We start from the raw sequence: 26,869 nt of genomic DNA on the forward strand, positions 1-26,869 counted from the left end.
CAGCCCCCTTCAATCTTTCCGAGCACAGTCTAAACTAGGCGGCCTCGACTCGTATAGGTGCCAAAATGCGTAAACCCGATCCTTTCGGATTCGACATGTCCGTCTCCTCCTCAAAAAAGAAAAACCCGCGCGGGCGCAGGGGGATGTCAGGTGCCTCAGAGACATCAACGCGCATCTGCGATCACGAAGGCTGCGAGGAACCGGGAAAGTTCAGAGCCCCAAAGGCGCCCGACGTTCTGGATGACTTTTTCTGGTTCTGTCAGACGCATGTGCGGGAATATAACCTGAAATGGAATTTCTTTGACGGCACCACAGAGGCCGAGTTGAACGCCCAGATGTCCAAGGACAAGGTCTGGGAGCGCAACACTAAGCCAATGGGTGATCCGGAGGCGCGGGCCTGGGCCAGACTGGGCATCGAAGACCCCCATCAGGTGCTGGGTGCCAATGCCACACAGAACCCGGGCCGGGGCAGCCAGGGAGGGCGCCGCCTGCCCCCCACCGAGCGTCGGGCACTGGAAATTCTGGAGGCCAAAGACACCTGGACCAAACCAGAGGTGCGCAAGGCCTACAAGGCGCTTATCAAGGTGCTGCATCCTGACATGAACGGCGGTGACCGCAGCCAGGAAGAGCAGCTTCAGGAAGTTGTCTGGGCCTGGGATCAGATCAAAGGCAGCCGTAACTTCAAAGACTGATGGCCTAAGGTTTCAGCATAACTGGACAGGCCCTTTCCCTTGCACCCCGCCGCAATATGTTGCACGAGGTGAGCCGGGCGTAATCCGACGCCCGCCCCTATTGTTTGAAGGACGAAACCCATGGCCGACGGCGCACTGGACATCAACACGAAACCCACCGAAGAAATCAGCGTTCGCGAAGTGTTCGGCATTGACACGGATATGGTGGTCAAGGGTTTTGCCGACGGCAGCGACCGGGTGCCGGACATGGACAGCACCTACAAGTTTGATCCCGATACGACGCTGGCGATCCTTGCAGGTTTTGCGCACAACCGGCGCGTGATGATCCAGGGCTACCACGGTACAGGTAAGTCGACGCACATCGAACAGGTGGCATCCCGCCTGAACTGGCCGGCCGTCCGTGTGAACCTCGACAGCCACATCAGCCGGATTGACCTGATCGGTAAGGATGCGATCAAGCTCAAAGATGGCAAACAGGTCACCGATTTCCAGGAAGGCATCCTGCCCTGGGCTCTGCGGAACCCGACGGCAATCGTGTTTGATGAATACGACGCGGGCCGCGCAGATGTGATGTTCGTGATCCAGCGGGTGCTGGAAGTGGACGGCAAACTCACCCTGCTCGATCAGAACCAGGTGATCACGCCGCACCCGTATTTCCGCATTTTTGCGACGGCAAACACCGTGGGCCTTGGCGACACCACCGGCCTTTATCACGGCACCCAGCAGATCAACCAGGGCCAGATGGACCGCTGGTCGCTGGTCGCCACGCTGAACTATCTCAGCATTGATGCCGAGACCGCGATCGTGCTCAGCAAGAACCCGCATTATAACACCGAAAAAGGCCGCAAAATCGTCAAGCAGATGGTGACGGTCGCGGACCTCACGCGCACAGCCTTCATGAATGGGGATCTGTCCACGGTGATGTCACCGCGGACGGTGATCGCCTGGGCGCAGAACGCCGAGATTTTCCGCAACGTGGGCTATGCTTTCCGGCTGTCGTTCCTCAACAAGTGTGACGAGCTGGAACGGCAGACCGTGGCTGAGTTCTATCAGCGCCTCTTTGACGAGGAACTGCCTGAGAGTGCCGCAAGCGTGAGCCTGGGGTGATCCCATGCACATCGGGTTGATCGGAGGCATCGGCCCGGCAGCCACGGTGGTTTACTATCAGCGGCTGACGGCGCTGATGCGGGAACGCACCACTAAACTGGAACTTACAATCGTTCAGGCCAGCGCGGATGAGCTGGTCGCAAACAACCTTGCGGACAACCGCGCGGCACAGGCCGGGATATACGCGAGGCTGATCGAACGCCTGAAAGCAGCCGGTGCTGATTGCGCCGCGATAACCTCGCTGGGGGGGCATTTCTGCTACGCCGAAACCGAAGCGCTGAGTGTGCTGCCGCTGGTCAGTGGTGTGACGCCGCTTGATGCGTATTTCGCGGAACACGGGTTGAAGACAGTTGGGCTCCTGGGCACCAGTGTGGTCATGCGCACTGGCCTTTACGGGCAGCTGGACAAAACACGGGCCGTGGCACCGCAGAACGATCTTGACCGGGTCGCGCAGACCTATCTGGACATGGCGCTGCGCGGCGCGTGTACACCTGACGACCGGGCCATTTTCTTTGACGCGGGACAGCGCCTGGTATTGGAACAGGGCGCGGATGCCATCGTGCTCGCCGGGACGGATCTGGGTCTCGCGTTTGACGGCCACGATCCGGGGTATAAAGTAATAGACGCACTGGACGTGCATGTGGCCCTGCTGGCCGATCTTGCAACCGGCAAACGGTCGCTGACCTGATGGGAACGGACAAATGAGCAAACCCTCTGACAATCCGGCTGACGCGTTCAAAAAGGCGCTTGGCGAGGCGACCAAGGTCATGGCCCATGATCCCGAGCTGACGGTCAGCTATTCCGTCGATCCTGCGGGCATGTCGGGCGACGCGATGCGTCTGCCTCAGGTCAGCCGACGTATGACCCGCGAAGAGGTGCTGCTGGCCCGTGGTACCGCCGACGCGCTGGCGCTTCACCGTCGGTATCACAACGGTCAGACCCACTCGAAATACCAGCCACAGGGCGATATGGCCCGCGATCTCTATGAGGCGATGGAAACTGCGCGTTGCGAGGCGATGGGCGCCCGCGATATGCCGGGCACTGCGGGTAATATTGACGCCAAAATCGGGCATGAGGCCATGCGCCGCGGTTATGGTCAGGTGTCCCAGGCGGCAGATGTACCATTGTCCGTCGCGGCGGGGTATCTGATCCGCCATCTGGCGACCGGGCGTGATCTGCCGCCCGACGCCCAGAACGTCATGGAGTTGTGGCGGGGGTTTATCGAGGATCAGTGTGGTGGCACACTGGAAAACCTGGATGAAACGCTCAGCGACCAGTCCGCTTTTGCGAAATTTGCCCGCCAGATGATTTCCGATCTGGGCTATGGCGATCAGCTGGGTGACGACCCCGACCAGATTGACGAGGACCAGGAAGACGAGGCCGAGGAAGGCACCGACGACGATTCCGAGCCCGACAGCACCGGTCAGGACGATCAGGACGAGGAGGAAGCCGAAGGCTCGCCCGAACAAAGCCAGGAAGAGCAGCAGGATGCCGCTCAGGCCCAGGTCTCTATGGATGACATGGCTGACCAGGAAATGGGCGACGAGGCAGAGATGCCGGAGGGCGAGGCCCCGATGGAGCCTCCTGCCCCGCAGCCTGCTTCTGAGGCTGACCCGGATTACCTGGTCTATATGAACGACCACGACGAAGAGATTGGTGCCGAAGAGCTGGCCGAACCTGTGGAGCTGGAGCGTCTGCGGGCCTATCTGGATCAGCAGCTGGAACCGCTCAAAGGGGCGGTAAGCCGTCTGGCCAACAAGCTGCAGCGCCGCCTGCAGGCGCAACAGAACCGCTCCTGGGAATTTGATCTGGAAGAAGGCATGCTGGACGCCGGGCGCCTGGCCCGTGTGGTGGCCAACCCGACCACGCCGCTGTCCTTTAAAGTCGAAAAAGACACCGAGTTCCGCGACACGGTTGTCACGCTGCTGCTGGACAATTCCGGGTCCATGCGCGGGCGGCCCATTTCCATCGCCGCGATCTGTGCGGATGTTCTGGCGCGTACTCTGGAACGCTGCAACGTCAAGGTTGAGATCCTGGGCTTTACCACCCGGGCGTGGAAGGGCGGTCAGGCGCGGGAGGCCTGGCTGAATGAGGGACGACCGCAGCAGCCCGGAAGGCTGAACGATCTGCGCCACATCATCTATAAATCTGCCGACGCCCCCTGGCGCCGGACCCGGCCCAACCTGGGCCTGATGATGAAGGAAGGTCTGCTGAAAGAAAATATCGACGGTGAAGCGCTGGAGTGGGCGCACCGCCGGATGCTGATGCGCAGCGAGGCGCGCAAAATCCTGATGGTGATTTCGGACGGCGCGCCGGTGGATGACAGCACCCTGTCGGTGAACCCGGCAAACTATCTCGAGAAACACCTGCGCGATGTGATCGCGATGGTCGAGAAACGGCGCGCGGTTGAACTGCTCGCGATCGGGATCGGTCATGATGTGACGCGCTATTATGACCGGGCGGTGACCATCACGGATGTGGACCAGCTGGCCGGTGCCATGACCGAGCAGCTGGCAGCACTTTTTGACAGCAATCCCCGTGCACGCGCGCGCATCATGGGGATCCGGCGCGCGGGCTGACACCCGCGGGACGCTCCGCGGGGGATATTTGGGGCCAGAAGAAACAAGAGGGCGGAGACATGTTCCAGACGTTTGAGGTGACGGCGCGCCCGGAACAGGGCCCGCCAAGGCTGGCGGCCCTTCGGGCCGCACTGGACGCGGAAAATCTGGACGGTTTTTTTGTGCCGCGCGCGGATGCCCATCAGGGTGAGTATGTCGCCGCACATGATGAGCGGCTGGCCTGGCTGACCGGTTTCACCGGGTCCGCCGGGTTCTGTATCGCGCTGAAGGATGTTGCCGGTGTATTCATAGATGGCCGTTACCGCACGCAGGTGAAGTCGCAGGTCGCAGCAGACTACACGCCTGTGCCATGGCCTGACGTAAAACCTGGAGCATGGCTGAGCGAACAACTCCCACAGGGTGGTGTGGTCGGGTTTGATCCCTGGCTTCACACGGCAGGCCAGCTGGAAACACTGCGCAAGGATCTGGACGGCAGCGGCATTGACATGCGCCCTGTTGCCAATCTGGTAGACCGGATATGGGAAGATCAGCCCCCGCCGCCAATGGAGCCTGCGCGGGTTCATCCACTTGAATTCGCAGGCGAAAGCCATGAAAGCAAGCGCCAGCGGCTGGGGAAGGCTCTGGCAAAGGCAGGGCACCGCTCTGCGGTCATCACACTGCCCGATTCCGCCTGCTGGCTGCTGAATATTCGCGGGGCGGACATACCACGCAACCCGATTGCCCAGGGTTTTGCGGTGCTGACGGATACCGGACTTGTGCACCTTTTCATGGCTGCGGAAAAACTGGAGGATGTGCGTGACCACCTTGGCCCGGAAGTGACTGTGCATGCGCCGGAACACCTGGTGAATTTTGTCAGCGGGCTCGAAGGACCGGTGCGTCTGGACAAGGGCTCGGTCCCGGTGGCCGTCGCGGCTGCGGCTGGCACTGCGACAGTCTGGGGCGATGAGCCCTGTGCGCTGCCCAAGGCCCGTAAAAATGAAGCTGAAATCGCGGGGTCAGCGGCGGCGCATCTGCGCGATGGGGCGGCCGTTGTGGAACTCCTCGCTTGGCTGGATGATCAGGCACCGGGGACGCTGACAGAAACGCAGGTTGTCACAAAACTTGAAGCGCAGCGGCGCAATGACAATGCGCTGCAGGATATCAGTTTTGAGACCATCGCCGGCACCGGCCCACACGGTGCGATCATGCATTACCGCGTGACTGAGGAAACCGATGCAACGCTGGAAGACGGGCATCTGATCGTTCTGGACAGTGGCGGCCAGTACCTTGACGGGACGACGGATATCACCCGCACAATCGCCATCGGTACTCCGCCCGAAGAAGCGGCGCAGGCCTTTACCCGCGTGCTGCAAGGCATGATCGGGATGAGCCGGCTGCGCTGGCCGGCGGGGCTGGCGGGACGCGATATCGAGGCCATTGGCCGCCTGCCGCTGTGGCTCGCGGGGCAGGACTTTGACCACGGGCTGGGCCACGGGGTCGGCGCCTATCTGAGTGTGCACGAAGGGCCGCAGCGCCTGAGCCGTATCAGCCATGTGCCCATCGAACCGGGCATGATCCTGTCGAATGAGCCAGGGTATTACCGCGAAGGGGCTTTTGGCATTCGCATCGAAAACCTGGTGGTCGCGCAGGAAGCGCAGCCGCTGGAAGGCGGTGACGATCACCGGGCGATGCTCGACTGGCGCACACTGACGTTTGCACCTATCGACCGGCGGCTTGTGGTTTCCGGCATGCTCACACCCGCAGAACGTGACTGGCTCAACAGCTACCACGCTGAAGTTGCAGAAAAGATCGGCCCGCGCCTATCCCCCGCTGCAAAAACGTGGTTGGATACCGCAACTGCGCCGATCTGACCTTTGGGCAGCGCCCCGACGGGTGTTCCGGACCGGCGCTGAAACGCCGTCTGACGCATCAGGGGAGACACGGAACATGGCCGCACATATCACAATCCGCAAAGCCGAAGGCACATGGTCTGTCCGCGCCGGTGGCGCTGTTCTGGGCGAAAGCGACAATGCTCTGGAACTCATTGAGGGCGATTACCCGCCTGTCATTTATTTCCCGCGTGACGATATCGCGATGGCTTTTCTGGATGGGACGGACAAGTCCACGCACTGCCCCTACAAGGGCGACGCCAGCTACTTTTCTGTGGTCACCAAAAGCACGACGCTGACCGATGTGGCATGGTCCTATGAAGCGCCCATCGAAGACGTGGCCCGCATCAAGGGCCACCTTGCGTTTTATACAAATGGCGACGTGACCGTCGAACAGATCTGATTCCGGATCACGAGTGCTCTTCGGCCGCTGTCGCGGCGAGCGCACGGTTATAGACCTTGAGCGCATCAACGTGGAACACAGCGCCCAGAAGTTGCGGCGGCGTGGCGTCCGCGCTGAGCGTCACAACCGGAATGAAGTTCTGGCCAGTGTCAAAAATCGGCATTGCGGCCTCAAGAGTAGCAGTCGCATCGATGTAGATCCCCTCACCGATCATCTCCCAGCAGGCCTCCTCGCTGGCCGCACGCGGATCGTCCGGCGTACGCATCACGCTGCCCACCCGGAACATCGCGAGCAGATAGGCCTGGGGCCCTGCCGCAAGATGGATGCCCCGCCGCTCCAGCTGGGTCAGAAAGAAACTGCGGTCCACGAGGCGCGACGCTAGTGCGGTAGACATAGACACAGCAACCATGACCGCCAGCCCCGTTTGCCAGTCTCCTGTCAGCTCAAAAACAATCAGTGTGGTGGAAATGGGCGCGCCCAGAACTGCTGCGGCCACGGCGCCCATGCCTGCTAGGGCATAAAGCGTATAGGACCCGGACACATCAGGGAAAATCCCCGTTGCAATAAGGCCAAAGCTGAGCCCCGTCAGCGCTCCGACCATCAGAGAGGGTGAGAAAACACCGCCGCCCATCCGGCCGGCCATAGTGATCGCCACGGCCACTGTTTTCAGAATGGCAAACACGATGGCATCCCAGAGACCAAGCTGACCAGTCAGCGCCAGCGACGTCGTCTCATAGCCAACACCGATGATATGGGGAAACCAGATGGCAATCCCGCCCAGCATTGCGCCGGCCACCGCAGGCCGCAGCCAGCCGGGGATGCGCAGTCGGTTCTGCAGAACGGTGCCGAAATCATCAGACCAGAAAATCGCTTTCATCAGCGCGACCGCCACAACGCCCGACATCAGTCCAAGCAGCAGAAACGCGGGCATTTCCTGGTAAAACTGCACCTCTCCGGTAGTCGCGAGAGTGAATTCCGTGACCCCGCCAAATTCCAGACGGTTGATGACTGTTCCCGCAGCACTTGCGATCACAATCGGGGCAAAGGCGTGCACCGCAAAATGGCGCAGGACGACCTCCAGAGCAAAAAGTGCACCGGCTATGGGGGCATTGAAGCTGGCAGAGACCGCAGCCGCCACAGCACAGCCCAGCAGGTCGCGTCCGGTGATCCCGTCCGCATGCATTCTGCGGTTCACCCAGGTCGAAATAACCGCCGCAAGGTGCACAACCGGACCTTCCCTGCCGCTCGATCCACCTGTGCCCAGCGTGATCATTGAGGCCAGCGCCGATGCCAGACCAGCGCGCGTCTCAACCCGGCCATCGTGCATGGCGGCCCCGTGAATTACATCCGCGACGGACCGCGCCCGGCCATCATTCGTGAACCTGTTCAGGATGACACCGACAACCAGCCCCCCGCAGACCGGGATGATCAGGATCATGTACCAGGGCAGCGATTCCGCAAAGCTGTGAAGCAGACGCACGTCTTCGGTACCATAAAGAAAGGTCTGCAGCGCGTTGATTCCCTTGCGGAAAAATAATGCTGCGAACCCCGCCGCAATCCCGACCGCAAGCGCGATAAACCAGAACTGGATCTGTCCGGGCCCCTGTTTGCGCAAAACCTCAAGCCCGTGGCGGCACGAAGATACCGCATGGTCCAGCTGCCGTGAAATCATGGAACGGTCTGGCGGCGGCATGCGTGCACTCGGGTCCTTCGTTTCGTTTGTCCGGTCATCGCCGGATGAGCGGTCAGCCCGCCAGCAGCGCCCGGGCAGCGCCCCGGGCTTCTTCGGTTATTGTGTCGCCCGACAGCATGCGGGCGATTTCGTCGACCCGGTCCGCCCCCGGCAGAGCCGTCACAGTCGAGGTTGTCATGCCTGCGTGTACCTGTTTTTCCACGCGCCAGTGATGGGCACCAAGTGCTGCAACCTGCGGGGAATGGGTCACGACAAGAACCTGCCCGCCGCGCGCGAGGTCTGACAGACGCCGCCCCACCGCATCGGCAGTCGCACCGCCAACGCCACGGTCAATTTCATCAAAGATCATGGTCAGACCATCCTGACCGCGCGTCAGACAGACCTTCAGTGCCAGCAGGAACCGGCTCAACTCGCCACCCGACGCAATGCGGTTGATGGGCCCGGCCGGTGCGCCAGGGTTCGTGGCCACGCAGAAGGCAACCGTATCCCATCCGTCCGGACCGGGTGTTTCATCTGTGATGATGGTTTCAAAAACGGCGCGCTCCATGCGCAGGGGCGCGAGTTCTTTGCCCACCGCCCGATCCAGCGATTTCGCGGCCTTTCTGCGGCCTTCACTGAGCGCGGCAGCGGCCGCGTCATACTTTGCTTCCGCATCACCCAGGGCTTTGCGCAACCCGGCCAGCTCCACGTCGCCTGCATCCAGAGCGGCCAACCGGGCGCGCAGTGTATCGCCAAAACCTGCAAGCTCATCCGGCAACACATCATGTTTGCGGGCAAGCGCCCGGATTGCAAAGAGCCGTTCCTCGGCTTCCTCAAGTTCAGCGGGGTTAAAGGACAGATCGTCAATCGCGGCGGTAATGCCGCCCGCCGCTTCGTCCAGTTCCACCATTGCGCGTGATAATGCCGCCAGCGGGGCCTCAAGACGCCCTTCAGCATGTGTTGCGGCCCCCTCCAGCCAACGCAGCGCCTCACCCATTGCGGCCTCGGCCCCCTGATGGCCGAGCAGTTCGTGCGCCCGGATAACATCACTGCGGATCTTTTCCGCCCCCTGCATCAGCCGGCGCTGCGCATCCAGCGCGGCCTCTTCACCGGCCTCAGGCGACAGAGCATCAAGCTCTGCCACGGCATGGCGCAGGAACTCTTCCTCTTCCCGGATATCGGCAATTGCGGCTTCTGCCGCAGCAAGCGTCTTCGCTGTCCGGCCCTTCTCTGTCCAGGCCCTGCGGGTTGCCGCTTTGCGCGTGTCCAGCCCGCCAAAATCATCCAGGATCGCGCGGTGGCCTTTCTGATCCAGAAGGCCCCGGTCATCGTGCTGGCCGTGCAGCTCCACGAGCGTCGCAGACAACTGGCGCAGCACATCGCCTGAACAGCGGCGATCATTGACCCAGGCCGTTTTGCGCCCGTCCAGCGTATTGACCCGCCGCAGGATCAACTCGTCGGAGACCGGAAGGCCCGCTTCTTCCAGAACAGCACGGGCCGGGTGACCGGCGCTCAGATCGAACCAGGCCGTCACCTCACCCTGAGATGCGCCCTTGCGCACCAGATCGGCGCGGCCCCGCCAGCCCAGCACAAAACCTAAGGAATCCAGAAGGATCGACTTGCCGGCACCTGTCTCACCGGTCAGCACATTCAGCCCCGGCTGAAAGGCAAGTTCCAGCCGGTCGATGATCAGCATATCCGAAATATCAAGCCCGCGCAGCATAGGCGTTATCCCGTATCCCGGCGCCCCGCCGTCAGAGCCAGTCGCCTTTGATTGTCTGGCGATACACCTGGCGCAGCCATCCATCTCCCGCCGCTTCAAGTGTCAGCCCCTGCCCTGTCAGCAGCGCGTAACTGTCTTCATACCAGTCTGTGGACCGGTAGTTGAAACCCAGGATTGCACCGGCTGTGCGCGCCTCATCCTCAAGCCCAAGCGACAGATAAGCTTCCACAAGGCGGTGCAGCGCTTCCGGCGTCTGCGTCGTGGTCTGGAAGTCTTCGACTACGACACGGAACCGGTTAATGGCCGCCGTGTAGTGGTTGCGGCGCAGATAGTACCGCCCGATTTCCATTTCCTTGGCAGCAAGGTGGTCAAACGCAAGGTCGAACTTCAGGATAGAGGACCGAGCATATTCGCTGTCCGGATAGCGCTCGATCACCTCCCGCAGGGCCTGCAGCGCCTGGAAGGTCAGCCCCTGATCCCGCCCGACCTCGTCAATCTGGTCGTAATAGCTCAGCGCCAGCAGATACTGGGCATAGGCCGCATCATCATCATCCGGGTAAAAATCGATGAACCGCTGGGCGGCAGAACGGCTGTTCGGGTAATCTTCATCCGAATGGTAGGCAAAGGCCTGCATGATCAGCGCCCGGCGTGCCCAGTCAGAATAGGGATAGAGACGCTCGATTTCTGAGAAATAGAAAGCGGCCTCTTCAGGGTCGGACCGGTTCAGCTCAAACTCGCCGCGCTCGAAAATCTGTTCCGGACTGTAGGTCTCCAGCGGGATTTCCTGAGGGTTGAAAAAGCTGCCGTCGGTGCGGCCATCATTCCCACCACACCCGGCCAGGATCACACTCACAAGAACCGCGCCGTATTTTAGTTTTTGTGCGCTGAACAGACCCACGCCAGACACCCTTTTCGTTACCCCGTGCACCGGTTTTCCCCGCTACCCGATGGTCCTAGCACAGAAAATTGCCATGCAAAACGCCCTTTGCACAACATCCGCCGTTTGTGATGAAGAGATGCCGTGCAAGCTCAGGCAACTGCGGGAATTTCATCCCAGACAAGGCCATAGCCCGGAAGGCGCGAGACCTGATCATCCGTGCAGATCAGCATACGGAATGCACCCGGCGTGGCGAAAAGTTCGCGCAGCAGTGTGTTGGTCAGAGAGTGCCCTGCCCGCACGCCTGTGTAGTGTCCGATCAGTGGGGCACCGGCCAGCGCCAGATCCCCCAGCGCGTCCAGCATTTTGTGCCGGACGGGTTCGTCCCGGTGGCGCAGACCGCCCGGGCTCAGAACGCGGTCGCCGTCAAACACAACGGCGTTTTCACCGGCGTTGCCACCGAGCGCCAGACCATTCGCGCGCATGGCGTCCACGTCGGACTGGCGGCAGAATGTACGGCTGTCGCAGAGTTCACGGGCAAAGCTGCCATTATTCATGACCAGCGACTTGCTCTGGTGGCCGATGGCACGGTCTGTAAAATCAATCTCGAAATCGATGCGCAGTGTGTCCGCCGGCGCCAGCGTGGCAGTGGCCTCACCATCACGGACAGTGACCTGCTTCAGGACTTCGAAAGCACGCACCGGAGCAGGCAGTGTGCGCAGACCGCGCTGCATGATACCCCGGACAAAAGGCGCCGCCGACCCATCAAGGATCGGCACTTCGGGGCCATCGATCTCGACCAGAGCGTTGTGGACACCGCAGCCGGCGAGCGCCGCCATGATGTGCTCAACAGTGGAAACTTCGAGGCCCGCGTTGTTCTGAATGCGGGTACAGAGAGGCGACCGCAGTACAGCGTCCCAGCGTGCCGGGATCAGACGATCGCCGGAGGCCACATCCGTGCGCGAAAACCAGATACCATGCTCCGCGCCTGCAGGGCGGACCGTAACAACAGCCTTCTTGCCCGAGTGCAACCCGGTACCTGAAAAGCTGACTGGCGATTTGATCGTTGTCTGCACGTGACCCTCAAGAAAGACGGATTAACTCCGGTTGAGCGCTAACTAATCACACCACAGTCAAGCCTCAACTCAATCTTTGCAACGGACTGAAACACTCCTGTTACAATTCGGCAGAAACACGCCGCAGCCATCTTAACGCCTTGTAAACAAAAGAGAACGGGCCGCCAACTGGCAGCCCGTTCGAAAGGGAATGTGATGCGGTCAGTTGGCCTGACGGCGCAGGAATGCCGGAATTTCGATCCGCTCCTGGTCCGGGTCGGCCTGCTCCTGAGGCACTGGCGCCGGTGCTGCGGTCCGCTGCTGGACCTGCGGCTGTTGCCGCGGTGCAGCGGGGGCTCCGCCTTCGGCCTGTCCGGTCATCCGGTTGATCAGCGAATTGATCCCAAAGCGCGGGCGCTCACCCTGCGGGTCTGCTTCTGCTGCAGGCTGCTGACGTGCAGGATAGGGTGCTGCCTTTTCCGCTGCCGCGCGCAGGCGCGCCATGGCTTCAGGTGACGGTGTTCCGGGTGCCGGTGCGCGGGGGGCAACAAAGCTCTCCGCCGCAGGCTCTTCCTCGCGGGTTGGCTCAAAGGCTGCAACTTCCGGCTGGTACGCCGGTGCCGGCAGATCATCTTCCGCTGCCACAGCGCGGCTGTCTGCGAACACATCCGCATCAGATTCGGGCTGAACTTCCGCATCCAGTTCGCGGAAAAGCGATGGTTCTTCAGCAGCTTCCGCAACCTGTGCTTCGACCGGTTCAGGGTATTCAGGTGCCGCAGCCGCCGCGGTGGCAGCAACTGATGCGACCTCTTCAACTGCTTCAGCGGCAGGACGCAGGGGCTGAGACATCGAGCGGCGCGGAACAGGCATTTCCGTATTGACGTCAGAAGCATCGATGCCTGTTGCAACGACACTCACCCGCATCAGACCGCCCATGTCGGTGTCCAGTGTGGAACCCACAATGATGTTCGCCTCCGGATCCACCTCTTCGCGAATGCGGTTCGCGGCTTCGTCCAGTTCGAACAGCGTCAGGTCGTGCCCGCCGGTGATGTTAATCAGAACGCCCTTGGCGCCGCGCAGGCTGATCTCGTCGAGCAGCGGGTTGGCAATTGCCTTTTCAGCCGCCTGGATCGCCCGGTCTTCGCCATCGGACTCGCCTGTACCCATCATCGCCTTGCCCATTTCGTCCATCACAGCGCGGACATCGGCAAAGTCGAGGTTGATGAGGCCCGGACGGACCATCAGATCTGTGACGCCTTTCACGCCCTGGTACAGCACATCGTCTGCCATCGAGAACGCCTCGGTAAAGGTGGTTTTCTCATTGGCCAGGCGGAACAGGTTCTGGTTGGGGATGATGATCAGCGTATCAACGACCTTCTGCAGTGCTTCCACACCGTCTTCGGCCTGACGCATGCGTTTAGCGCCTTCGAACTGGAAGGGCTTGGTCACAACACCTACGGTCAGCACACCCAGTTCACGCGCTGCCTGCGCAATGATCGGTGCCGCACCCGTGCCCGTGCCGCCGCCCATACCGGCCGTGATAAAGCACATATGCGCACCGGCCAGGTGATCTACGATCTCTTCGATGCTTTCTTCGGCCGCTGCCGCACCTACGCTTGCACGTGCACCGGCACCCAGACCTTCGGTCACTTTCACACCCAGCTGCACCCGGTTGTCCGACTTGGCCTGCTGCAGCGCCTGGGCGTCTGTGTTCGCAACGACGAATTCCACGCCATCAAGCTCTTTCTCGATCATGTTGTTGACAGCATTGCCGCCAGCGCCCCCGACACCGAAAACGGTGATCCTGGGTTTCAGATCGCCCTGCCCGGGCATCGTGAGAGTAAGAGCCATTGTGTAATCCGCCTGTGCTGAAAGCCCGCATTCGCGGGTGGTTTTTTTTCATGCTGTTCCGCGCAAACAATACCCGCTGGTAAAGAAAGGGTCACGCAAAAAACGCAAATTTGCCACAAAATGTAGGGTTTCGGCGCGCTCTGGCCGCTTCAGGCAGGTGTTTCCGGCAAGATGTTGCGTAGCGCGCGCCGCAATCGCCTGGGCGCACACAAACTCCAGTTGTGCACGCCGCAGAAAATACGCGTGTGACGCTGGTGATTCATCGATGTGTGACGCCTGCTCGATCGCCATTGGGCCTCTGTCGGGCCTTGGCTATATGGTACCACGCTGCAGCGGCAGGGTCACCTGATTCTTTGGGCGGGGCCGCCTGCGGCGGTTCTCAGCTGATCGGCGCGCCACCACAGAAAAACGGCGTATCCGACACTTCGGAGACGATCTGCACTTCATTGTCACTGAAGCTCGCAATGCGCACCATCAGGCGGCCCTCATACCGGAAGGTCCACCAGCAGACAGGTCCCCGCTCCGGCTGGTGATCGTACAGAAAACAGATTTTACCATCCGGCGTGGTGATGCGGCCCCGCGTGCAGGTCCCGTCTGCCTGTTCCCAGACGGACTGTTCGCGCGAGAGAAAGAATTCCGTGCCGACAATTTCGCCCGTTCCAAGCATGCTGAAGGTCAGGGTTCTGCCGACGGCCTCATCCAGAAACGTCTCAGGCGGAATGCGCGTCTGCGCGCCGGCGGCCCCTGCCCCGGCCAGAAAAATCAGAAGCCAGAACGGGGCCCGCATCTTACCAGTTGTCCCGGAACCACTTCACGGCCCGGCGCAACGAGCGGTTGGGGTAGCTGTCCGCCGGAATATCGAAGTCCCACCACTCATCCTGCGGGTGTGCCGCAAAAAGTGACAGGCCAACCACCGAAGAAAAGGCAGGCCCTGTCGCCGCCTGAGGCAGCCCATGCACACGCAGGGGACGACCAAGCCTCACCTGCTGGCCCAGGATTTTGCTCGCCAGACCATCCAGTCCCGGGATCTGGCTGCCACCACCTGTCAGAACGATCTGCTGGCTTGGCAGATGATCAAAACCTGCCGCATCCAGCCGCGCGCGCACTTCTTCCAGGATTTCCTCGACGCGCGGACGCATGATGCCGATCACTTCCGCACGGCTGGCGGTGCGTCTGTCGTGTTCGTAGTCACCGGTGTCCCCACCAATTTCGATCAGCTCCCGGTCGTCCACGCCGGTCGCATGTACGCCGCCATAGAACGTCTTGATCCGCTCCGCATTTGCTGTCGGGATCTGCAGGCCCATGGAAATGTCGGAGGTCACATGATCGCCGCCCATTCGGACCGTATCCGCAAAGATCATGTGCTTTTTGATGAAGATCGACACGCCCGTACTGCCGCCGCCCAGATCAATGCAGGCCGCCCCAAGTTCCTGCTCGTCCTCCACCAGCGACGAATACCCGCTGACATAGGCCGACGAGGCGATGCCCGCCAGTTCGAGATCACAGCGCTTGATACAATGGGCCAGATGCTGAACCGCCTGCCCATCCACGGTCAGCATGTGCATATCAACCGACAGGTTGTTGCCCATCTGGCCGCGCGGATCGACAAGCCCTGACCGGTGATCAATGGCAAAATTCACAGGCTGCGCGTGCAGCACCTCGCGCCCCGCGCCATAGTCCGGCACATCACAGGCCGCCATCACGCGCGCCACGTCTTCTTCGGTGACCTCGCGCCCGTCGAGGGCCACCTGCGCATCCAGACCATAGGATCGCGGCCCCGCCCCGGCAAAACAAGCGATGACGTGATCCACGCGGATCCCTGCCATTTTCTGCGCGCCCTGCAACGCTGTCCGGATGGCGCGTTCCGTCTCCTGCATGGCGCAGATTTCACCAAACCGCACACCGCGCGACCGTGTGGTCGCGGCACCGATCACACGAAACGCTGACTGCCCCGCAAGCGAGCCGATTTCGCCTTCTTCGCCCACCGGACCAGCGCCATCAAACCGCAGCACAAGGCAGGAAATCTTGGAACTGCCCACATCCAGAATGGCTACAACGCCCCGCTGCATTGCAGCTTTGCGCATCTGGCGCATCTGGCGCTGGTTTTCGTACAGATCGTTCATCATTTACTGCCCTGATACCTGTCGTATTTCCCACCATTGTCCGGTGGCGTATTCTGTCATCTGAACGGTCGGGCGGGTCCCCAGCCGCAGGTCAATCCGCCGGATGTCGCGGGCCAGCACGTCCTGCGCACCGTCCATCGCAATCACACGGTCAAGCGCCTCAATGGCGTTTTCCTCGGGCAGCAGAATGCGCTGGTCGCGGTCGAGCACCACGTCCCAGCGGCGGTCGCCCATGCGCACAATGCCGCGCAGGCGGTCGCCAAGCGGTGCCGCAGCGCGATACAGGCTCAGCGCCTCTTTGACGTTTTTGTCAGCGCTCTCTCCCGCAATCAGCGGCAGGTCCGGCCGATCCATCCGTTTCGGAATGCGCGATACATGCGCGCCCGTCACGTCAATCAGCGCCAGCCCCTCAGCTGTACGCCAGATCACCACGGGGCGTCTTGGTTCGACATCCACCTGCAGCACCCCACCTGGCCGTATCCGGACCGTGGCCGACTTAACGGGGCTGAGGCCAGTGATCGCCCCACGGATTTCAGGCAGATCCAGATCGAATGAACTGATCGGAAAATCCTGCGGCACCACTTCGCGGATTTCTTCCACCAGCGCATCGCCGGCACCGTCAACGGCCATAAGATGCACCATGAACTCCGGACGCGCCTCGAAACTGGCGCGGGCCTCAAAAACGGTGTCCCGCACCATCTGGCGGTTGTTTTCATCGGCCAGCCACGCAGTACCGGCTCCGAATGCCAGCGCCATCGGCAGTCCCGCGCGCAGCATCAGCCGGAAGGCCGGTGTCAGCATCAGGCGCTGCATGCGCCAGGACCAGCGCGAGGGTGCCGGATCTGCAACCTGCCGGCGCGGGCGTCTGATCAGCGATCGCATGAGGCGTCCTCCACCATCCAGGCACAGAGCTGGCCGAAACTGATCCCGACTGCCTGCGCGTGCTCCGGCGACAGGGACGTCGCGGTCATACCAGGCTGGGTATTGGTCTCCAGCAGGATCAGCCCATCTGCTCCCTGCGCTTCATCCCACCGGAAATCCGTGCGGCTCACACCGCGACATCCCAGCACCTGATGCGCCCGCAGGGCATAGCCGAGGCACAGCTCTGTTATTTCTTCGGGCAGATCAGCCGGCACAACATGGCGGGACCCACCGGGTTTGTATTTTGCATCGTAGTCGTACCAGCCGTCGGTCAGGATATCCGTCACAGCCAGCGGCCGGTCCCCCATGACGGTGACTGTCAGCTCCCGGCCCGGCACGAATTTCTCGACCATGACATGGTCCGGCATGTCATCGCTCAGTTGTGGCGGCCCGTTGGCTTCTTCGTGCACCAGATAGATGCCGACAGACGACCCTTCGTTGTTTGGCTTGACCACATAGGGTGGTTCCATCACGTGCGCCGCGCGCACATTATCCGCAGGAGCGATTACGCTGTGTACCGTCGGCAGGCCAGCCGCCCCGAAGGCCGCCTTGCTGCGCTGTTTGTCCATTGCCAGTGCAGAGGCAAGCACACCGGAATGAGAATACGGGATCCGCATCCATTCCAGCAGCCCCTGCACACAGCCATCCTCGCCCCAGCGACCGTGCAGACAGTTAAGCACCGCATCCGGCGCAATACCGGTCAGCACGGCGCACAGATCCGCGCCCGCATCAACAGTGATGACGTTGTATCCTTCTTCCCGCAAAGCGTCAGCGCAGGCTTGCCCGCTGGACAGCGACACTTCGCGCTCAGCCGAAGGTCCGCCCATTAAAACTGCCACTTTGGAGGGTGTCCTGCCCGACTGACCCACCTTGGTGCCTCTGCTGGGGCCTTTGGCCCCTTCTGTTTGTGTTATGCCCGGCTTTTGCGCCGGTTCACCGTCTGTTTTTATGTCAGGCGAGCGTGGCGGTTTATAGTTAAACGGGGGTTAATTCCCCTCACTTTTCGCCAACCCGCATGATTTCCCATTCTAGCGTGATACCGCTTTTGGCGTAAACCTTTTTTCGCACCTCTTCGCCCAGACCTTCGAGGTCAGCAGCAGTGGCACCGCCTGCATTGATCAGAAAGTTTGGGTGTTTTTCGCTCATCTGGGCACCGCCCAGGCGCGCGCCCCGCAAACCGGCCTCGTCAATCACCTTCCAGGCTTTGAGATCATGTACATCATCGTCCCGCCCGGTGGAGGAAAAGCCAGCAGGATTCCGGAATGTCGACCCTGCACTGCGGTCTTTGGTCGGCTGGGTGGCATCTCGTTTTGCGAGCTGTTCCTCCATACGCGCATGCAGCTCTTCCGGGTCTCCGCGCGGCGCCTCAAAAACAGCTGACGTTATGACCATCCCCGGGTCAATCCGGCTGCTGCGATAGGCAAGGTGCAGATCTGCCACCGGGATCGTATGGCGCTCTCCGTCACGCGATACCGCGCGCACCTCTGTCAGCACATCCGCGGTGTAGCTGCCATAGCACCCGGCGTTCATCCGCACGGCGCCGCCAATGCTGCCCGGGATCGTGCGCAGAAATGTCAGATCAAGCCCGGCATCCGCCGCGCGGCGCGCCACATGCGCATCCAGTGCCGCCGCACCTGCCGTCACGCGGGTACCTTCGCAGGAAATGTCATTGAACCCCCGGCCCAGACGGATCACGACCGCATGCAGCCCACCGTCCCGCACGATCAGGTTGGACCCGACACCCATTGGGAACACCGGCACGTCAGCCGGCAGATCAGCCAGAAACGCGCTCAGGTCGTCCTCGTCAGCAGGCTGAAACAACCAGTCCGCAGGGCCGCCAACGCGCAGCCAGGTCAGTTCATTCAGCGGGCGGTCCGGGGTCAGACGACCGCGGACTTCAGGCATCCTGGTCATGGACCTTTTCCTGGCGCAGAGAGACCCGCCTGATCCAGCGGCCCAGATAAATGACCGGCCAGCGCAGCACTGACATACCGCCCGCCAGCACCAGCAGGCCAACCCATGGCCCATGTGTCCAGGTCACAAGGCCGACAATCGGGATACCGACCGCAATCAGCATATAGGCGTTGCGCCAGTGGTGGTCACGGCTGGGGGTCATTGCCAGAACATTGGCCACAAGCGCCCAGACGGCGGCAAGGATCAGCGCGGTACTCATCGGGGGATCTCCGGACGTTCACCGCGCGCGCGAGCCAGGAAATAGCGCAGCGGATTGCGGAACATAGAAACAAAAGCAAACAGGGCCAGCGCTGCGACCCACCACCCCCAGGTCAGACCTGCGAGCACGATCAGCACCGGCGCCGCGACAAGCAACGCAATACCCGGGACATACTGAAGACGCATCGGCAGCATCGCCACCGCCGCTGAAGCCAGAACCCAGAAAATACAGGCCCATAGCAGCATCACGCCGCCCCTTTCTGCAACCGCTGCGGCAGACCGTTTGCCCAGGCGCTGATGGTGCCTGCCCCAAGACAGACGACCATATCGCCCGGACGTGCCTGTTCGCGCACGAGGCGTTCAAGGTCGTCTTCGCCGACGACCGCGCGTGCATGGCGGTGTCCGTGCCGGATCAGCCCGGCAACCAGATCATCGCGGGATGCGCCCTCCACAGGCTCCTCACCTGCCGCAAACACTTCGGCTATGCCAACCACATCCGCGTCATTGAAACAGGCACAGAAGGCATCGAAATGGTGGCTCAGGCGGCTGTACCGGTGCGGCTGGTGCACAGCGATCACACGGCCGTCGGTGGCCTGGCGCGCTGCTTTGAGCACGGCGGCAATCTCAACCGGATGGTGGCCGTAATCATCGATAATTGTCACACCATCAACTTCGCCCACACGGGTAAAGCGGCGGTTAACACCTCCGAAAGCGGCTAACGCTTTCTTAATTTCTTCGCCTTTCATCCCGAGATGGCGCGCCACCGCGACGGCAGAGAGCGCATTCGAGACGTTGTGATCACCAGGCATCGGCAGGCTGCAGTCTTCGATGACGATACCCTCGGCCTGCAGCGCAATATCGAAATGGGCAACACCGGCTTTGTAGCTGAGGTTGACTGCGCGCACATCGGCCTGGGCATTAAAGCCATAGGTCACAACCCGGCGGTCGCTGATCCGGCCCACGAGCGCCTGAACATCCGGATCATCGGTGCAGCAGACGGCCAGGCCATAAAACGGAATGTTCGACACGAAGTCGTAAAAGCCCTGATGCAACGCTTCTTCGGTACCCCAGTGCTCCATATGCTCGGGGTCTATGTTGGTCACAATGGCGATCGTTGCAGGCAGGCGGTTAAATGTTCCGTCGCTCTCGTCGGCCTCGACCACCATCCATTCACCCTCGCCTGCGCGGGCGTTCGAGCCATAGGCATGAATAATGCCGCCGTTCACAACAGTCGGATCAAAGTCACCGGCATCCAGCAGTGTGGCCACCATCGTTGTGGTGGTGGTTTTGCCGTGGGTTCCCGCAACCGCAATGTTGGATTTCAGGCGCATCAGCTCCGCCAGCATTTCCGCGCGCCGGACAATCGGCAGGCCCTGCGCCCGTGCCGCGTCCAGCTCCGCGTTGCCGGGTTTGATGGCGGACGAGATCACCACCACCTCTGCATTGGCGATATTATCAGCGGACTGACCCTCGAACACCGTCGCACCCAATTCTTCCAGACGGCGGGTAATGGGCGTCGCTTTAAGGTCTGACCCCTGCACGGTATAGCCGTGGTTCAGAAGCACTTCGGCAATGCCCGACATGCCGATCCCGCCGATCCCGACGAAATGAATGGGGCCCACGTCCCCGGGCAGTTTGGTTGCTGCGCTCATGTCTCATATCCCCTCGCGGCAAGCCGTTCGACCATACCGGCCAGCAGCTCTGTCGCTTCCGGCTTGCCAAACCTGGCCGCCGAGCGCGCCATTTGCATCGCGCCGTCCGGATTGTCCAGCACCGAAGTGATCATCTCGGCCAGGGTTTCCACACTGGCCATGGATTCAGGCACCATAATCGCGCCCCCGGCCTCAACAAGGCCTCGCGCATTGGCTGTCTGGTGATCGCCTGTTGCCGCCGCAAAGGGGATCAGCACAGAGGGCCGGCCAATCACCGAAATGTCGGCCACGGAGGACGCCCCGGACCGGCTGATCACCAGCTGCGCCTCGGACATGCGGCGCGGGACATCGTCAAAAAACGGCAGAACCTCTGCCCGGATATTGTGATCGCGGTAGAACCCTTCGACCCGTTCGAGGTCTTCCTCGCGGGCCTGGTGACTGACGCGTATGTTCTCAAGGATGTTCATCGGCAGGGCCGCCACAGCGGGGGGAACGACGTCGCTCAGAATACGCGCGCCCTGGCTGCCCCCGATCACCAGCAGTTCCATCGGATAATCGCCCGGCGAGATATAGCCTGCTTCGGCCCGCTCCAGCACCGCGCCGCGCACCGGATTACCGGTATGTTCGCCCGCCACGCCCTGTGGCAGTTCGGTGGGCCAGGTCCCGCAGGCAATCCCCTCGACGCGCGTCGCAAAGAATTCGTTGACCCGCCCCAGAACACCGTTTTGCTCATGGATCATGCGCGGCAGTTTCATCACAAACGCCGCCGACATTGCGGGGATCGTCGGATACCCGCCAAAACCCACGACAACAGCGGGCCTGTCACGCCGCATCTTCAGCAAAGCGCCGAGCACGCCAGCCCCGATACGGAACGGTGCCGCCAGTTTGGCAGCCAGCCCGCCCCGCGCAAAAGTCGCACTGCTGATGACTTCGATTTCAGTACCTTCCGGGAACGCGCCGGTGTAGCGTGCGCCCCGCGGATCGGTCGACAGCTTGACGCGCCAGCCGCGCGACAGCATGGCCTCGGCCAGCGCCTGCGCCGGGAACATATGCCCGCCGGTGCCGCCGGCCGCGATCAGCAGAAGTGGTTTGCCCGTCATCGTCCCCGTCCGCGTGTCAGAAGGTCACTGATCTCGCCCTGCGGACGCGTCCTGGTAAAGGCCAGAAGCATCCCCACAGCAATCCCGGACGCAATCACCGAGGACCCGCCATAGCTGACGAACGGCAGCGTCATGCCTTTGGCCGGCAGCAGCCGCACGGCGACGCCCATGTTGATCATCGCCTGAACCCCCAGCGTGCAGGCCAGCCCGGTGCCCGCAAGCCGGATAAAGGTGTCACGCTCCCGCACCAGACGCATCAGCGAGCGGATCACCACCGTGGCATAAAGCGCGATGATGACGAGGACGAGGATCAGCCCGTATTCCTCTGCTGCGACAGCAATAATAAAGTCAGTGTGCGCGTCCGGCAGTGACCATTTCACGGTCCCCTCGCCCACGCCGACACCGAACAGACCACCCTCGCGGATCGCGTTCTCGGCGTATCCCAGCTGGGTGGTGGGGTCGATCTCCGTGCTGAGAAAGCCGTCGATGCGGCGCGCGAAGTGTTCAGAATTGGCATAGGCCAGTGTGCCACCAGCCACCACCAGCAACGCCATGCCAACCAGAAGCACCATCGGCGCTCCGGCCACAAAGTACATCACGCCCCAGGCGAAAAGCACCAGACAGGCCTGGCCAAAGTCAGGTTGCAGCGCCAGCATCAGCACGATGGAAATACAAAGGGCAAAGGACCAGGTCTTGCCAGGCGGGCCATTCAGATCCGCCGATGCCGCCATCATCCAGGCCGCCACCACAACAAACCCCGGCTTGAGGAATTCTGAAGGCTGCAGCGATGCAAAGCCGAGGCGGTACCAGCGCACGGCCCCCTTGCCAAAATCAGTGCCGAAAAACGGCAGCAGAGCGAGCGCCACAAAGGCAACCAGAAACCCCAGCACAGCCAGCCGCCGCACCAGCACCGGTGACATCATCGAAGTGATCAGCATCGCGACCAGCGCCAGCGTGCCGAACAGCGCCTGCCGCTGTACATAGTGAAAGGCCTCAAATCCGTTTTTGTCCGCCAGCGGCGGCGAGGCAGCAAGCCCCAGCAACAGTCCGATCGCAAAAAGAATGAGAACGCAGGACATCGCCCATTTGTCGATTGTCCGCCACCATTTGGGGAGGATCGGCTCGCCATCGCGAACCGGGACCGCACCATAGACCATTTCCGTCATGGAAGCCTGCCTTGATTGTTACACTGCCGATACGCCCCTTTTCGGGGTCTGATTTGCGCAGTGTAACCTGAAACGGACTTTCAGACCAGCCTGAACCCTTGCCTTTAAGGGGAAATCAGGCCAGTTCGCGGGCATGGAATACGATATCGCAATCATTGGGGCGGGTGCTGCGGGCATGATGTGCGCAGCCCATGCGCCCGGGCGGGTCCTGATTGTCGATCATGCAAAGGCGCCGGGGGAGAAAATCCGCATCTCGGGCGGCGGGCGGTGCAACTTTACCAACCTGCACTGTGCGCCCGGAGCATTCCTCTCAGAGAACCCGCATTTCGCAAAATCCGCGTTGGCCCGGTACACACAGTGGGATTTCATCGATCTTGTCGACCGGTACGGCATCGCATGGCACGAAAAGACACTGGGGCAGCTGTTCTGCGACAATTCCGCAAAGGATATCATCGCCATGCTGCACCGTCTGATGCAGGAAAACGGTGCTGAACTGCATTTGCAAACCTCTGTGAGTTCATTTGCAAAGATACCCGAAGGTTTCTCGCTGACGCTGGAACAGGACGGCAGGCAACAGCAGGTACAGGCGCGCAGCCTCGTCATTGCGACGGGCGGGAAATCCATTCCCAAAATGGGCGCAACCGGCTTTGCCTATGAGGTCGCCGGCCATTTCGGTCTGAAGGTGACGGAAACACGTCCCGCGCTGGTGCCATTTACCTTTTCGGACCAGCGGTTTGCCGGCATTTCCGGCGTCTCCACCCCGGCACGGGTGCAGGCCGGGGACGCATCCTTTGACGAAGCGCTGCTGTTTACGCATCGCGGCCTGTCAGGTCCTGCGGTACTCCAGGCGTCCAGCTACTGGCGCGAAGGGGAGCCCGTCACGGTCAACCTGACGCCTGCGGGGCGCTTCACGGACGCGCTGCGTAAAAAGCGGCAGGCGTCAGGCCGGCGCAACCTGACCACTGAACTTGCGACTTTCCTGCCTGCACGGCTGGTCGATTTCCTCGCGGGCGAAATGGACCTGAGCGGCAACCTGGCTGATCAGTCAGATCAGCGGCTGACTGACATTGCGAACCACCTGGAGCGCTGGACCCTGCACCCGTCCGGCACCGAAGGGTACCGGACCGCAGAGGTGACCCTCGGCGGCATCGACACAGATGCGCTGTCCTCCCGCACGATGGGGGCCCGCAGTGTCCCCGGCCTGTATTTCATTGGCGAAGCCGTTGATGTCACCGGCTGGCTGGGCGGGTATAATTTTCAGTGGGCCTGGGCCTCGGGCATGGCGGCCGCCCGCGCGATGGGTGCCCCCTGACAGCCTTGCGCTGTCAGAGATGTTTCCGGACTTCGGCCACAAAATCATCGCCGCGTTGTTCGAAATTGTCGTACTGATCAAAGCTCGCCGCCGCAGGCGCCAGCAGTACCACATCACCTTCTTCAGCATCGGATGTGGCGCGCGCAACGGCCTCTGCCATACTTGTGCAGACCTCAGCCTCAACAGGCAGCTGCAGAGCGAACCCGGCCGCTTCCCGGCCGATCACATAGGCCTTGCGCACTGTTTCTGCCGCGCCTTCGAGCCCCGGCAGACCACCTTCCTTAGCAAGCCCACCGCAGATCCAGCGGATATTTCTGAACGCTGACAAGGCCTTCGCCGCTGCGTCCGCGTTCGTAGCCTTGCTGTCGTTCACAAACCGCACGCCGTACTTTTCTGCCACCAGCTGGCTGCGGTGCGGCAACCCGCCAAAGCTGTGAAAGGCAGCTTCGATCACACGCGGGGCCAGACCCAGCGCCCGGCAGACCGCCCAGGCAGCACAGGCGTTCTGATGATTATGCGCTCCGGGCAGACCCGGCACGCCGCGCAGGTCAGCCGAGGCAACCTGGCGCTCCTTGCGATATTCGGACAAAAACCCTTTGCGCGCAAAGACATGCCAGCCGGGTCCTGTCAGCTTTTGTGCAACCGACATACGGATCACCCGCTCGTCTCCGCGCCCCTCTGACAGCTGCCCGGCGAGAAAAAGGCCTTCGTCCTCATCAATGCCAATGACGGCCCGGTCCGGTCCTCCTTCGGCGAACAGCCGGCGTTTGGCCGCGAAATACCCGCCCATCCCGCCATGCCGGTCAAGATGATCCGGGCTCAGGTTCGTGAAAACCGCGATATCAGGCGTCAGGCTGCGCGCCAGTTCGGTCTGGTAGCTGGACAACTCCAGCACCACCACTTCGCCGTCGTACGGCGGGTCGAGATCCAGCACGCCGCGCCCGATGTTTCCAGCCAGCTGGCAGGGTCGCCCGGCCTCGGACAGCACATGATGGATCAGGGCCGAAGTCGTTGATTTTCCGTTGGAACCTGTGACCGCCACCACCCGCGGGGCAGTATCAAAGCGGTGCCAGTCCCCGGTGGCAAATGACTGGAAAAAGAGACCGATGTCATTGTCCACCGGTACACCGGCGGCCAGGGCTGCGGCCACAACGGGGTTCGGCGCGGGATAGAGATGCGGGATTCCGGGGCTGACGATCAGCCGGTCCACGCCGTCAAAATGCTGTGGCGTTTTCAGGTGTTTACAGGCGAACCCCTCGGCCTCGGCGCGGGCGCGTGCCTCAGCGTTGTCATCCCAGCAGACGGGGGTGGCACCGCCCGCCTCCAGCGCACGCGCAGCACTCAGCCCGCTGCGACCGAGCCCCAGAACGGCGATGGTCTGCCCTGTTACACCTGCGACCGGAATCACGCGGCATCTCCCCTGTTTGTCCGGCGCGACAGTGCCGTGCCGGGCGGCCGGGGGCAAGGTGGTTAATGGGGCGCTCGGATGCGCCAGGGGCCTGAAGCGGCGACTCACCCAGGTCATCATAGTTAAAAGGGGGCCGGGGCGGTTTTGGCACGTCGGTATAACGTCGGTATTTTGTCGGTATTGCGTCGGTGGACGGGTCGGTTCGGGGGCGGGTTAACAGCGCGCACGGTGGGGTTTGTTAAGGTTTGCGGGTGGAGGGGAGGACTGAAAGGCAAAGGCCGCCTGCTGAAGGCACCCGGTCGCAGGGTCCCGAAACGCGGGCAATCCTATCACGGCAGATCACCGGCAGGATAAAGCCTCATCGGGGCGCGCTGCTGACCGGCGCCTGCCCCCTCGCCACCCCGCGCAGGATCATGCCGCGTTGCCGCGAAACCGCTTTTCCGCTAGGCAATGATCATGGACATCTCTGCGCGTTTTGCACCCTTTCAGAAACTGGCGAACGACCTGCTGCCTTTGGTGTCTGACGGCGTGGACGATGCTGCCCATGACGCGGCGCATCTGGTGCGCGTCTGGGACAATGTGCGCGCCATCAGCGCAAAAGAAGGCGGCACCCTGAAAGTTCTGGCAGCCGCAACGCTGCTTCATGACTGCGTGAATGTCCCCAAAGACTCCCCTGAAAGGCCCGTTGCTTCACGACTGGCGGCAGACAAAGCCGCGGGCATTCTGCACCGGTGCGGCTGGTGCGACATCACAATCGCCGCGGTGACCCACGCCATTGAAGCGCACAGTTTTTCTGCTCAGATCAGACCGGTCTCAACCGAAGCACGAATCCTCCAGGACGCCGATCGCCTGGACGCCATAGGATACACCGGCGTGGCCAGATGCTTTTATGTTTCAGGCCGTCTCGGACGTGCACTTTATGACCCGGAAGATCCCGATGCCTCAAACCGGGACCTGAACGACCTGAAATTCGCCATTGATCATTTTAGGTCCAAGCTGCTGAAACTTTCAGGAAGTTTTCAGACCGAAACCGGCCAGGCTCTGGCAAAAGCCCGTCATGGCGTCGTCGAAGACTTCCTGAACGGATTTCTGGCCGAAGTGTCACCCATGCGCCCGGACAGTTAGAGAGCCGCGGCTGCCCGGCGAACGGGGTGGGTGGGTGGGCGTTTGCCGGGCAGCCAGTGCGCG

Annotated in this window: 25 protein-coding genes; 8 read left to right on the forward strand and 17 right to left on the reverse strand. The window is 61.7% G+C overall.

Going from position 1 to position 26,869, the window contains the following annotated elements; genetic code table 11:
* Window positions 1-65: 65 nt before the first annotated feature.
* From AB4K19_RS09450 to AB4K19_RS09475, 6 genes are all read left to right on the forward strand, one after another.
* A complete protein-coding gene (locus AB4K19_RS09450; protein ID WP_436399494.1) occupies window positions 66-692 on the forward strand; it encodes a DnaJ domain-containing protein in 627 nt (208 codons plus the stop codon).
* A gap of 120 nt (window positions 693-812) precedes the next feature.
* Window positions 813-1,799, forward strand: a complete 987-nt coding sequence (cobS, locus tag AB4K19_RS09455; RefSeq protein ID WP_436399495.1) for a cobaltochelatase subunit CobS — start codon at window positions 813-815, stop codon at window positions 1,797-1,799.
* Window positions 1,800-1,803: 4 nt separating this feature from the next.
* Window positions 1,804-2,487 (forward strand): aspartate/glutamate racemase family protein, encoded by a 684-nt coding sequence (locus AB4K19_RS09460; RefSeq protein ID WP_436399496.1) that lies wholly within the window; start codon window positions 1,804-1,806, stop codon window positions 2,485-2,487.
* A 13-nt stretch (window positions 2,488-2,500) separates the two neighbouring features.
* Window positions 2,501-4,378 (forward strand): cobaltochelatase subunit CobT, encoded by a 1,878-nt coding sequence (gene cobT, locus AB4K19_RS09465; protein ID WP_436399497.1) that lies wholly within the window; start codon window positions 2,501-2,503, stop codon window positions 4,376-4,378.
* Window positions 4,379-4,437: 59 nt separating this feature from the next.
* Window positions 4,438-6,228, forward strand: a complete 1,791-nt coding sequence (locus AB4K19_RS09470) for an aminopeptidase P family protein (RefSeq protein WP_375228142.1) — start codon at window positions 4,438-4,440, stop codon at window positions 6,226-6,228.
* A 76-nt stretch (window positions 6,229-6,304) separates the two neighbouring features.
* Window positions 6,305-6,649 carry a DUF427 domain-containing protein gene (locus AB4K19_RS09475; protein WP_375228143.1) on the forward strand — a complete coding sequence of 115 codons (345 nt, stop codon included), beginning with the start codon at window positions 6,305-6,307 and terminating at the stop codon, window positions 6,647-6,649.
* Between the two features lie 7 nt (window positions 6,650-6,656).
* Here AB4K19_RS09475 and AB4K19_RS09480 read toward each other — a convergent pair whose 3' ends face one another.
* The 16 genes from AB4K19_RS09480 to ftsW form a co-directional block, all read right to left on the reverse strand.
* Entirely contained in the window at window positions 6,657-8,321 is a 1,665-nt protein-coding gene (locus AB4K19_RS09480) for a chloride channel protein (protein ID WP_436399498.1), read from the reverse strand.
* 73 nt (window positions 8,322-8,394) lie between these two features.
* Window positions 8,395-10,044 (reverse strand): DNA repair protein RecN, encoded by a 1,650-nt coding sequence (gene recN, locus AB4K19_RS09485; protein WP_375228144.1) that lies wholly within the window; start codon window positions 10,042-10,044, stop codon window positions 8,395-8,397.
* Window positions 10,045-10,075: 31 nt separating this feature from the next.
* A complete protein-coding gene (locus AB4K19_RS09490) occupies window positions 10,076-10,942 on the reverse strand; it encodes an outer membrane protein assembly factor BamD (protein WP_375228145.1) in 867 nt (288 codons plus the stop codon).
* Window positions 10,943-11,073: 131 nt separating this feature from the next.
* Window positions 11,074-11,997, reverse strand: a complete 924-nt coding sequence (gene lpxC, locus AB4K19_RS09495) for a UDP-3-O-acyl-N-acetylglucosamine deacetylase (protein WP_375228146.1) — start codon at window positions 11,995-11,997, stop codon at window positions 11,074-11,076.
* Between the two features lie 201 nt (window positions 11,998-12,198).
* Entirely contained in the window at window positions 12,199-13,827 is a 1,629-nt protein-coding gene (gene ftsZ, locus AB4K19_RS09500; RefSeq protein WP_375228147.1) for a cell division protein FtsZ, read from the reverse strand.
* Between the two features lie 48 nt (window positions 13,828-13,875).
* Window positions 13,876-14,118 (reverse strand): hypothetical protein, encoded by a 243-nt coding sequence (locus AB4K19_RS09505; protein ID WP_375228148.1) that lies wholly within the window; start codon window positions 14,116-14,118, stop codon window positions 13,876-13,878.
* Window positions 14,119-14,206: 88 nt separating this feature from the next.
* Window positions 14,207-14,614: a hypothetical protein gene (locus AB4K19_RS09510; protein WP_375228149.1), complete on the reverse strand. Its 408-nt coding sequence runs from the start codon at window positions 14,612-14,614 to the stop codon at window positions 14,207-14,209.
* A 1-nt stretch (window position 14,615) separates the two neighbouring features.
* A complete protein-coding gene (ftsA, locus tag AB4K19_RS09515) occupies window positions 14,616-15,950 on the reverse strand; it encodes a cell division protein FtsA (protein WP_375230872.1) in 1,335 nt (444 codons plus the stop codon).
* Window positions 15,951-15,953: 3 nt separating this feature from the next.
* The gene (locus tag AB4K19_RS09520) at window positions 15,954-16,832 is read right to left on the reverse strand and encodes a cell division protein FtsQ/DivIB (RefSeq protein ID WP_375228150.1); all 879 of its coding nucleotides are present in this window, start codon (window positions 16,830-16,832) and stop codon (window positions 15,954-15,956) included.
* Complete coding sequence (locus AB4K19_RS09525) at window positions 16,820-17,698, reverse strand: D-alanine--D-alanine ligase (RefSeq protein ID WP_375230873.1); 879 nt, start codon at window positions 17,696-17,698, stop codon at window positions 16,820-16,822. The genes AB4K19_RS09520 and AB4K19_RS09525 overlap by 13 nt, the downstream gene beginning before the upstream one ends.
* 169 nt (window positions 17,699-17,867) lie before the next feature.
* Entirely contained in the window at window positions 17,868-18,785 is a 918-nt protein-coding gene (gene murB, locus AB4K19_RS09530) for a UDP-N-acetylmuramate dehydrogenase (RefSeq protein WP_375228151.1), read from the reverse strand.
* Window positions 18,769-19,044: a DUF2484 family protein gene (locus AB4K19_RS09535; RefSeq protein WP_375228152.1), complete on the reverse strand. Its 276-nt coding sequence runs from the start codon at window positions 19,042-19,044 to the stop codon at window positions 18,769-18,771. The genes murB and AB4K19_RS09535 overlap by 17 nt, the downstream gene beginning before the upstream one ends.
* Window positions 19,041-19,289, reverse strand: coding sequence for a DUF2484 family protein (locus AB4K19_RS09540; RefSeq protein ID WP_436399499.1), 249 nt, complete (start codon window positions 19,287-19,289; stop codon window positions 19,041-19,043). Before AB4K19_RS09540 ends, AB4K19_RS09535 begins: the two co-directional genes overlap by 4 nt.
* Window positions 19,289-20,695, reverse strand: a complete 1,407-nt coding sequence (murC, locus tag AB4K19_RS09545; RefSeq protein ID WP_375228153.1) for a UDP-N-acetylmuramate--L-alanine ligase — start codon at window positions 20,693-20,695, stop codon at window positions 19,289-19,291. The genes AB4K19_RS09540 and murC overlap by 1 nt, the downstream gene beginning before the upstream one ends.
* Complete coding sequence (locus AB4K19_RS09550; protein WP_375228154.1) at window positions 20,692-21,795, reverse strand: UDP-N-acetylglucosamine--N-acetylmuramyl-(pentapeptide) pyrophosphoryl-undecaprenol N-acetylglucosamine transferase; 1,104 nt, start codon at window positions 21,793-21,795, stop codon at window positions 20,692-20,694. Before AB4K19_RS09550 ends, murC begins: the two co-directional genes overlap by 4 nt.
* Window positions 21,792-22,961, reverse strand: coding sequence for a putative lipid II flippase FtsW (gene ftsW, locus AB4K19_RS09555; RefSeq protein ID WP_375228155.1), 1,170 nt, complete (start codon window positions 22,959-22,961; stop codon window positions 21,792-21,794). Before ftsW ends, AB4K19_RS09550 begins: the two co-directional genes overlap by 4 nt.
* Window positions 22,962-23,094: 133 nt before the next feature.
* Here ftsW and AB4K19_RS09560 point away from each other — a divergent pair, with 133 nt between their 5' ends.
* Window positions 23,095-24,273, forward strand: a complete 1,179-nt coding sequence (locus AB4K19_RS09560; protein WP_436399500.1) for an NAD(P)/FAD-dependent oxidoreductase — start codon at window positions 23,095-23,097, stop codon at window positions 24,271-24,273.
* A 13-nt stretch (window positions 24,274-24,286) separates the two neighbouring features.
* Here the strand turns inward: AB4K19_RS09560 and murD are convergent, their stop codons facing one another.
* Window positions 24,287-25,681 (reverse strand): UDP-N-acetylmuramoyl-L-alanine--D-glutamate ligase, encoded by a 1,395-nt coding sequence (gene murD / locus AB4K19_RS09565; protein WP_436399501.1) that lies wholly within the window; start codon window positions 25,679-25,681, stop codon window positions 24,287-24,289.
* Window positions 25,682-26,137: 456 nt separating this feature from the next.
* Here murD and AB4K19_RS09570 point away from each other — a divergent pair, with 456 nt between their 5' ends.
* Window positions 26,138-26,806, forward strand: a complete 669-nt coding sequence (locus AB4K19_RS09570) for an HD domain-containing protein (protein ID WP_375228156.1) — start codon at window positions 26,138-26,140, stop codon at window positions 26,804-26,806.
* The last annotated feature ends 63 nt before the right edge of the window (window positions 26,807-26,869 follow it).

Source organism: Roseobacter phycocola, from assembly GCF_042055075.2.
In the GTDB taxonomy this organism is placed as follows: domain Bacteria; phylum Pseudomonadota; class Alphaproteobacteria; order Rhodobacterales; family Rhodobacteraceae; genus Roseobacter.

Coding starts and splice junctions, on each gene's coding strand:
- AB4K19_RS09525 (WP_375230873.1), bottom strand. CDS start 17,698: ATGGGCGGACCTTCGGCTGAGCGCGAAGTGTCGCTGTCCAGCGGGCAA.
- murC (WP_375228153.1), bottom strand. CDS start 20,695: ATGAGCGCAGCAACCAAACTGCCCGGGGACGTGGGCCCCATTCATTTC.
- AB4K19_RS09535 (WP_375228152.1), bottom strand. CDS start 19,044: ATGAGTACCGCGCTGATCCTTGCCGCCGTCTGGGCGCTTGTGGCCAAT.
- AB4K19_RS09450 (WP_436399494.1), top strand. CDS start 66: ATGCGTAAACCCGATCCTTTCGGATTCGACATGTCCGTCTCCTCCTCA.
- AB4K19_RS09520 (WP_375228150.1), bottom strand. CDS start 16,832: ATGCGATCGCTGATCAGACGCCCGCGCCGGCAGGTTGCAGATCCGGCA.
- murB (WP_375228151.1), bottom strand. CDS start 18,785: ATGACCAGGATGCCTGAAGTCCGCGGTCGTCTGACCCCGGACCGCCCG.
- cobT (WP_436399497.1), top strand. CDS start 2,501: ATGAGCAAACCCTCTGACAATCCGGCTGACGCGTTCAAAAAGGCGCTT.
- AB4K19_RS09460 (WP_436399496.1), top strand. CDS start 1,804: ATGCACATCGGGTTGATCGGAGGCATCGGCCCGGCAGCCACGGTGGTT.
- AB4K19_RS09570 (WP_375228156.1), top strand. CDS start 26,138: ATGGACATCTCTGCGCGTTTTGCACCCTTTCAGAAACTGGCGAACGAC.
- AB4K19_RS09560 (WP_436399500.1), top strand. CDS start 23,095: ATGGAATACGATATCGCAATCATTGGGGCGGGTGCTGCGGGCATGATG.
- recN (WP_375228144.1), bottom strand. CDS start 10,044: ATGCTGCGCGGGCTTGATATTTCGGATATGCTGATCATCGACCGGCTG.
- AB4K19_RS09510 (WP_375228149.1), bottom strand. CDS start 14,614: ATGCGGGCCCCGTTCTGGCTTCTGATTTTTCTGGCCGGGGCAGGGGCC.
- AB4K19_RS09540 (WP_436399499.1), bottom strand. CDS start 19,289: ATGCTGCTATGGGCCTGTATTTTCTGGGTTCTGGCTTCAGCGGCGGTG.
- AB4K19_RS09480 (WP_436399498.1), bottom strand. CDS start 8,321: ATGATTTCACGGCAGCTGGACCATGCGGTATCTTCGTGCCGCCACGGG.
- ftsW (WP_375228155.1), bottom strand. CDS start 22,961: ATGACGGAAATGGTCTATGGTGCGGTCCCGGTTCGCGATGGCGAGCCG.
- AB4K19_RS09470 (WP_375228142.1), top strand. CDS start 4,438: ATGTTCCAGACGTTTGAGGTGACGGCGCGCCCGGAACAGGGCCCGCCA.
- AB4K19_RS09505 (WP_375228148.1), bottom strand. CDS start 14,118: ATGGCGATCGAGCAGGCGTCACACATCGATGAATCACCAGCGTCACAC.
- ftsA (WP_375230872.1), bottom strand. CDS start 15,950: ATGAACGATCTGTACGAAAACCAGCGCCAGATGCGCCAGATGCGCAAA.
- AB4K19_RS09550 (WP_375228154.1), bottom strand. CDS start 21,795: ATGACGGGCAAACCACTTCTGCTGATCGCGGCCGGCGGCACCGGCGGG.
- cobS (WP_436399495.1), top strand. CDS start 813: ATGGCCGACGGCGCACTGGACATCAACACGAAACCCACCGAAGAAATC.
- ftsZ (WP_375228147.1), bottom strand. CDS start 13,827: ATGGCTCTTACTCTCACGATGCCCGGGCAGGGCGATCTGAAACCCAGG.
- AB4K19_RS09475 (WP_375228143.1), top strand. CDS start 6,305: ATGGCCGCACATATCACAATCCGCAAAGCCGAAGGCACATGGTCTGTC.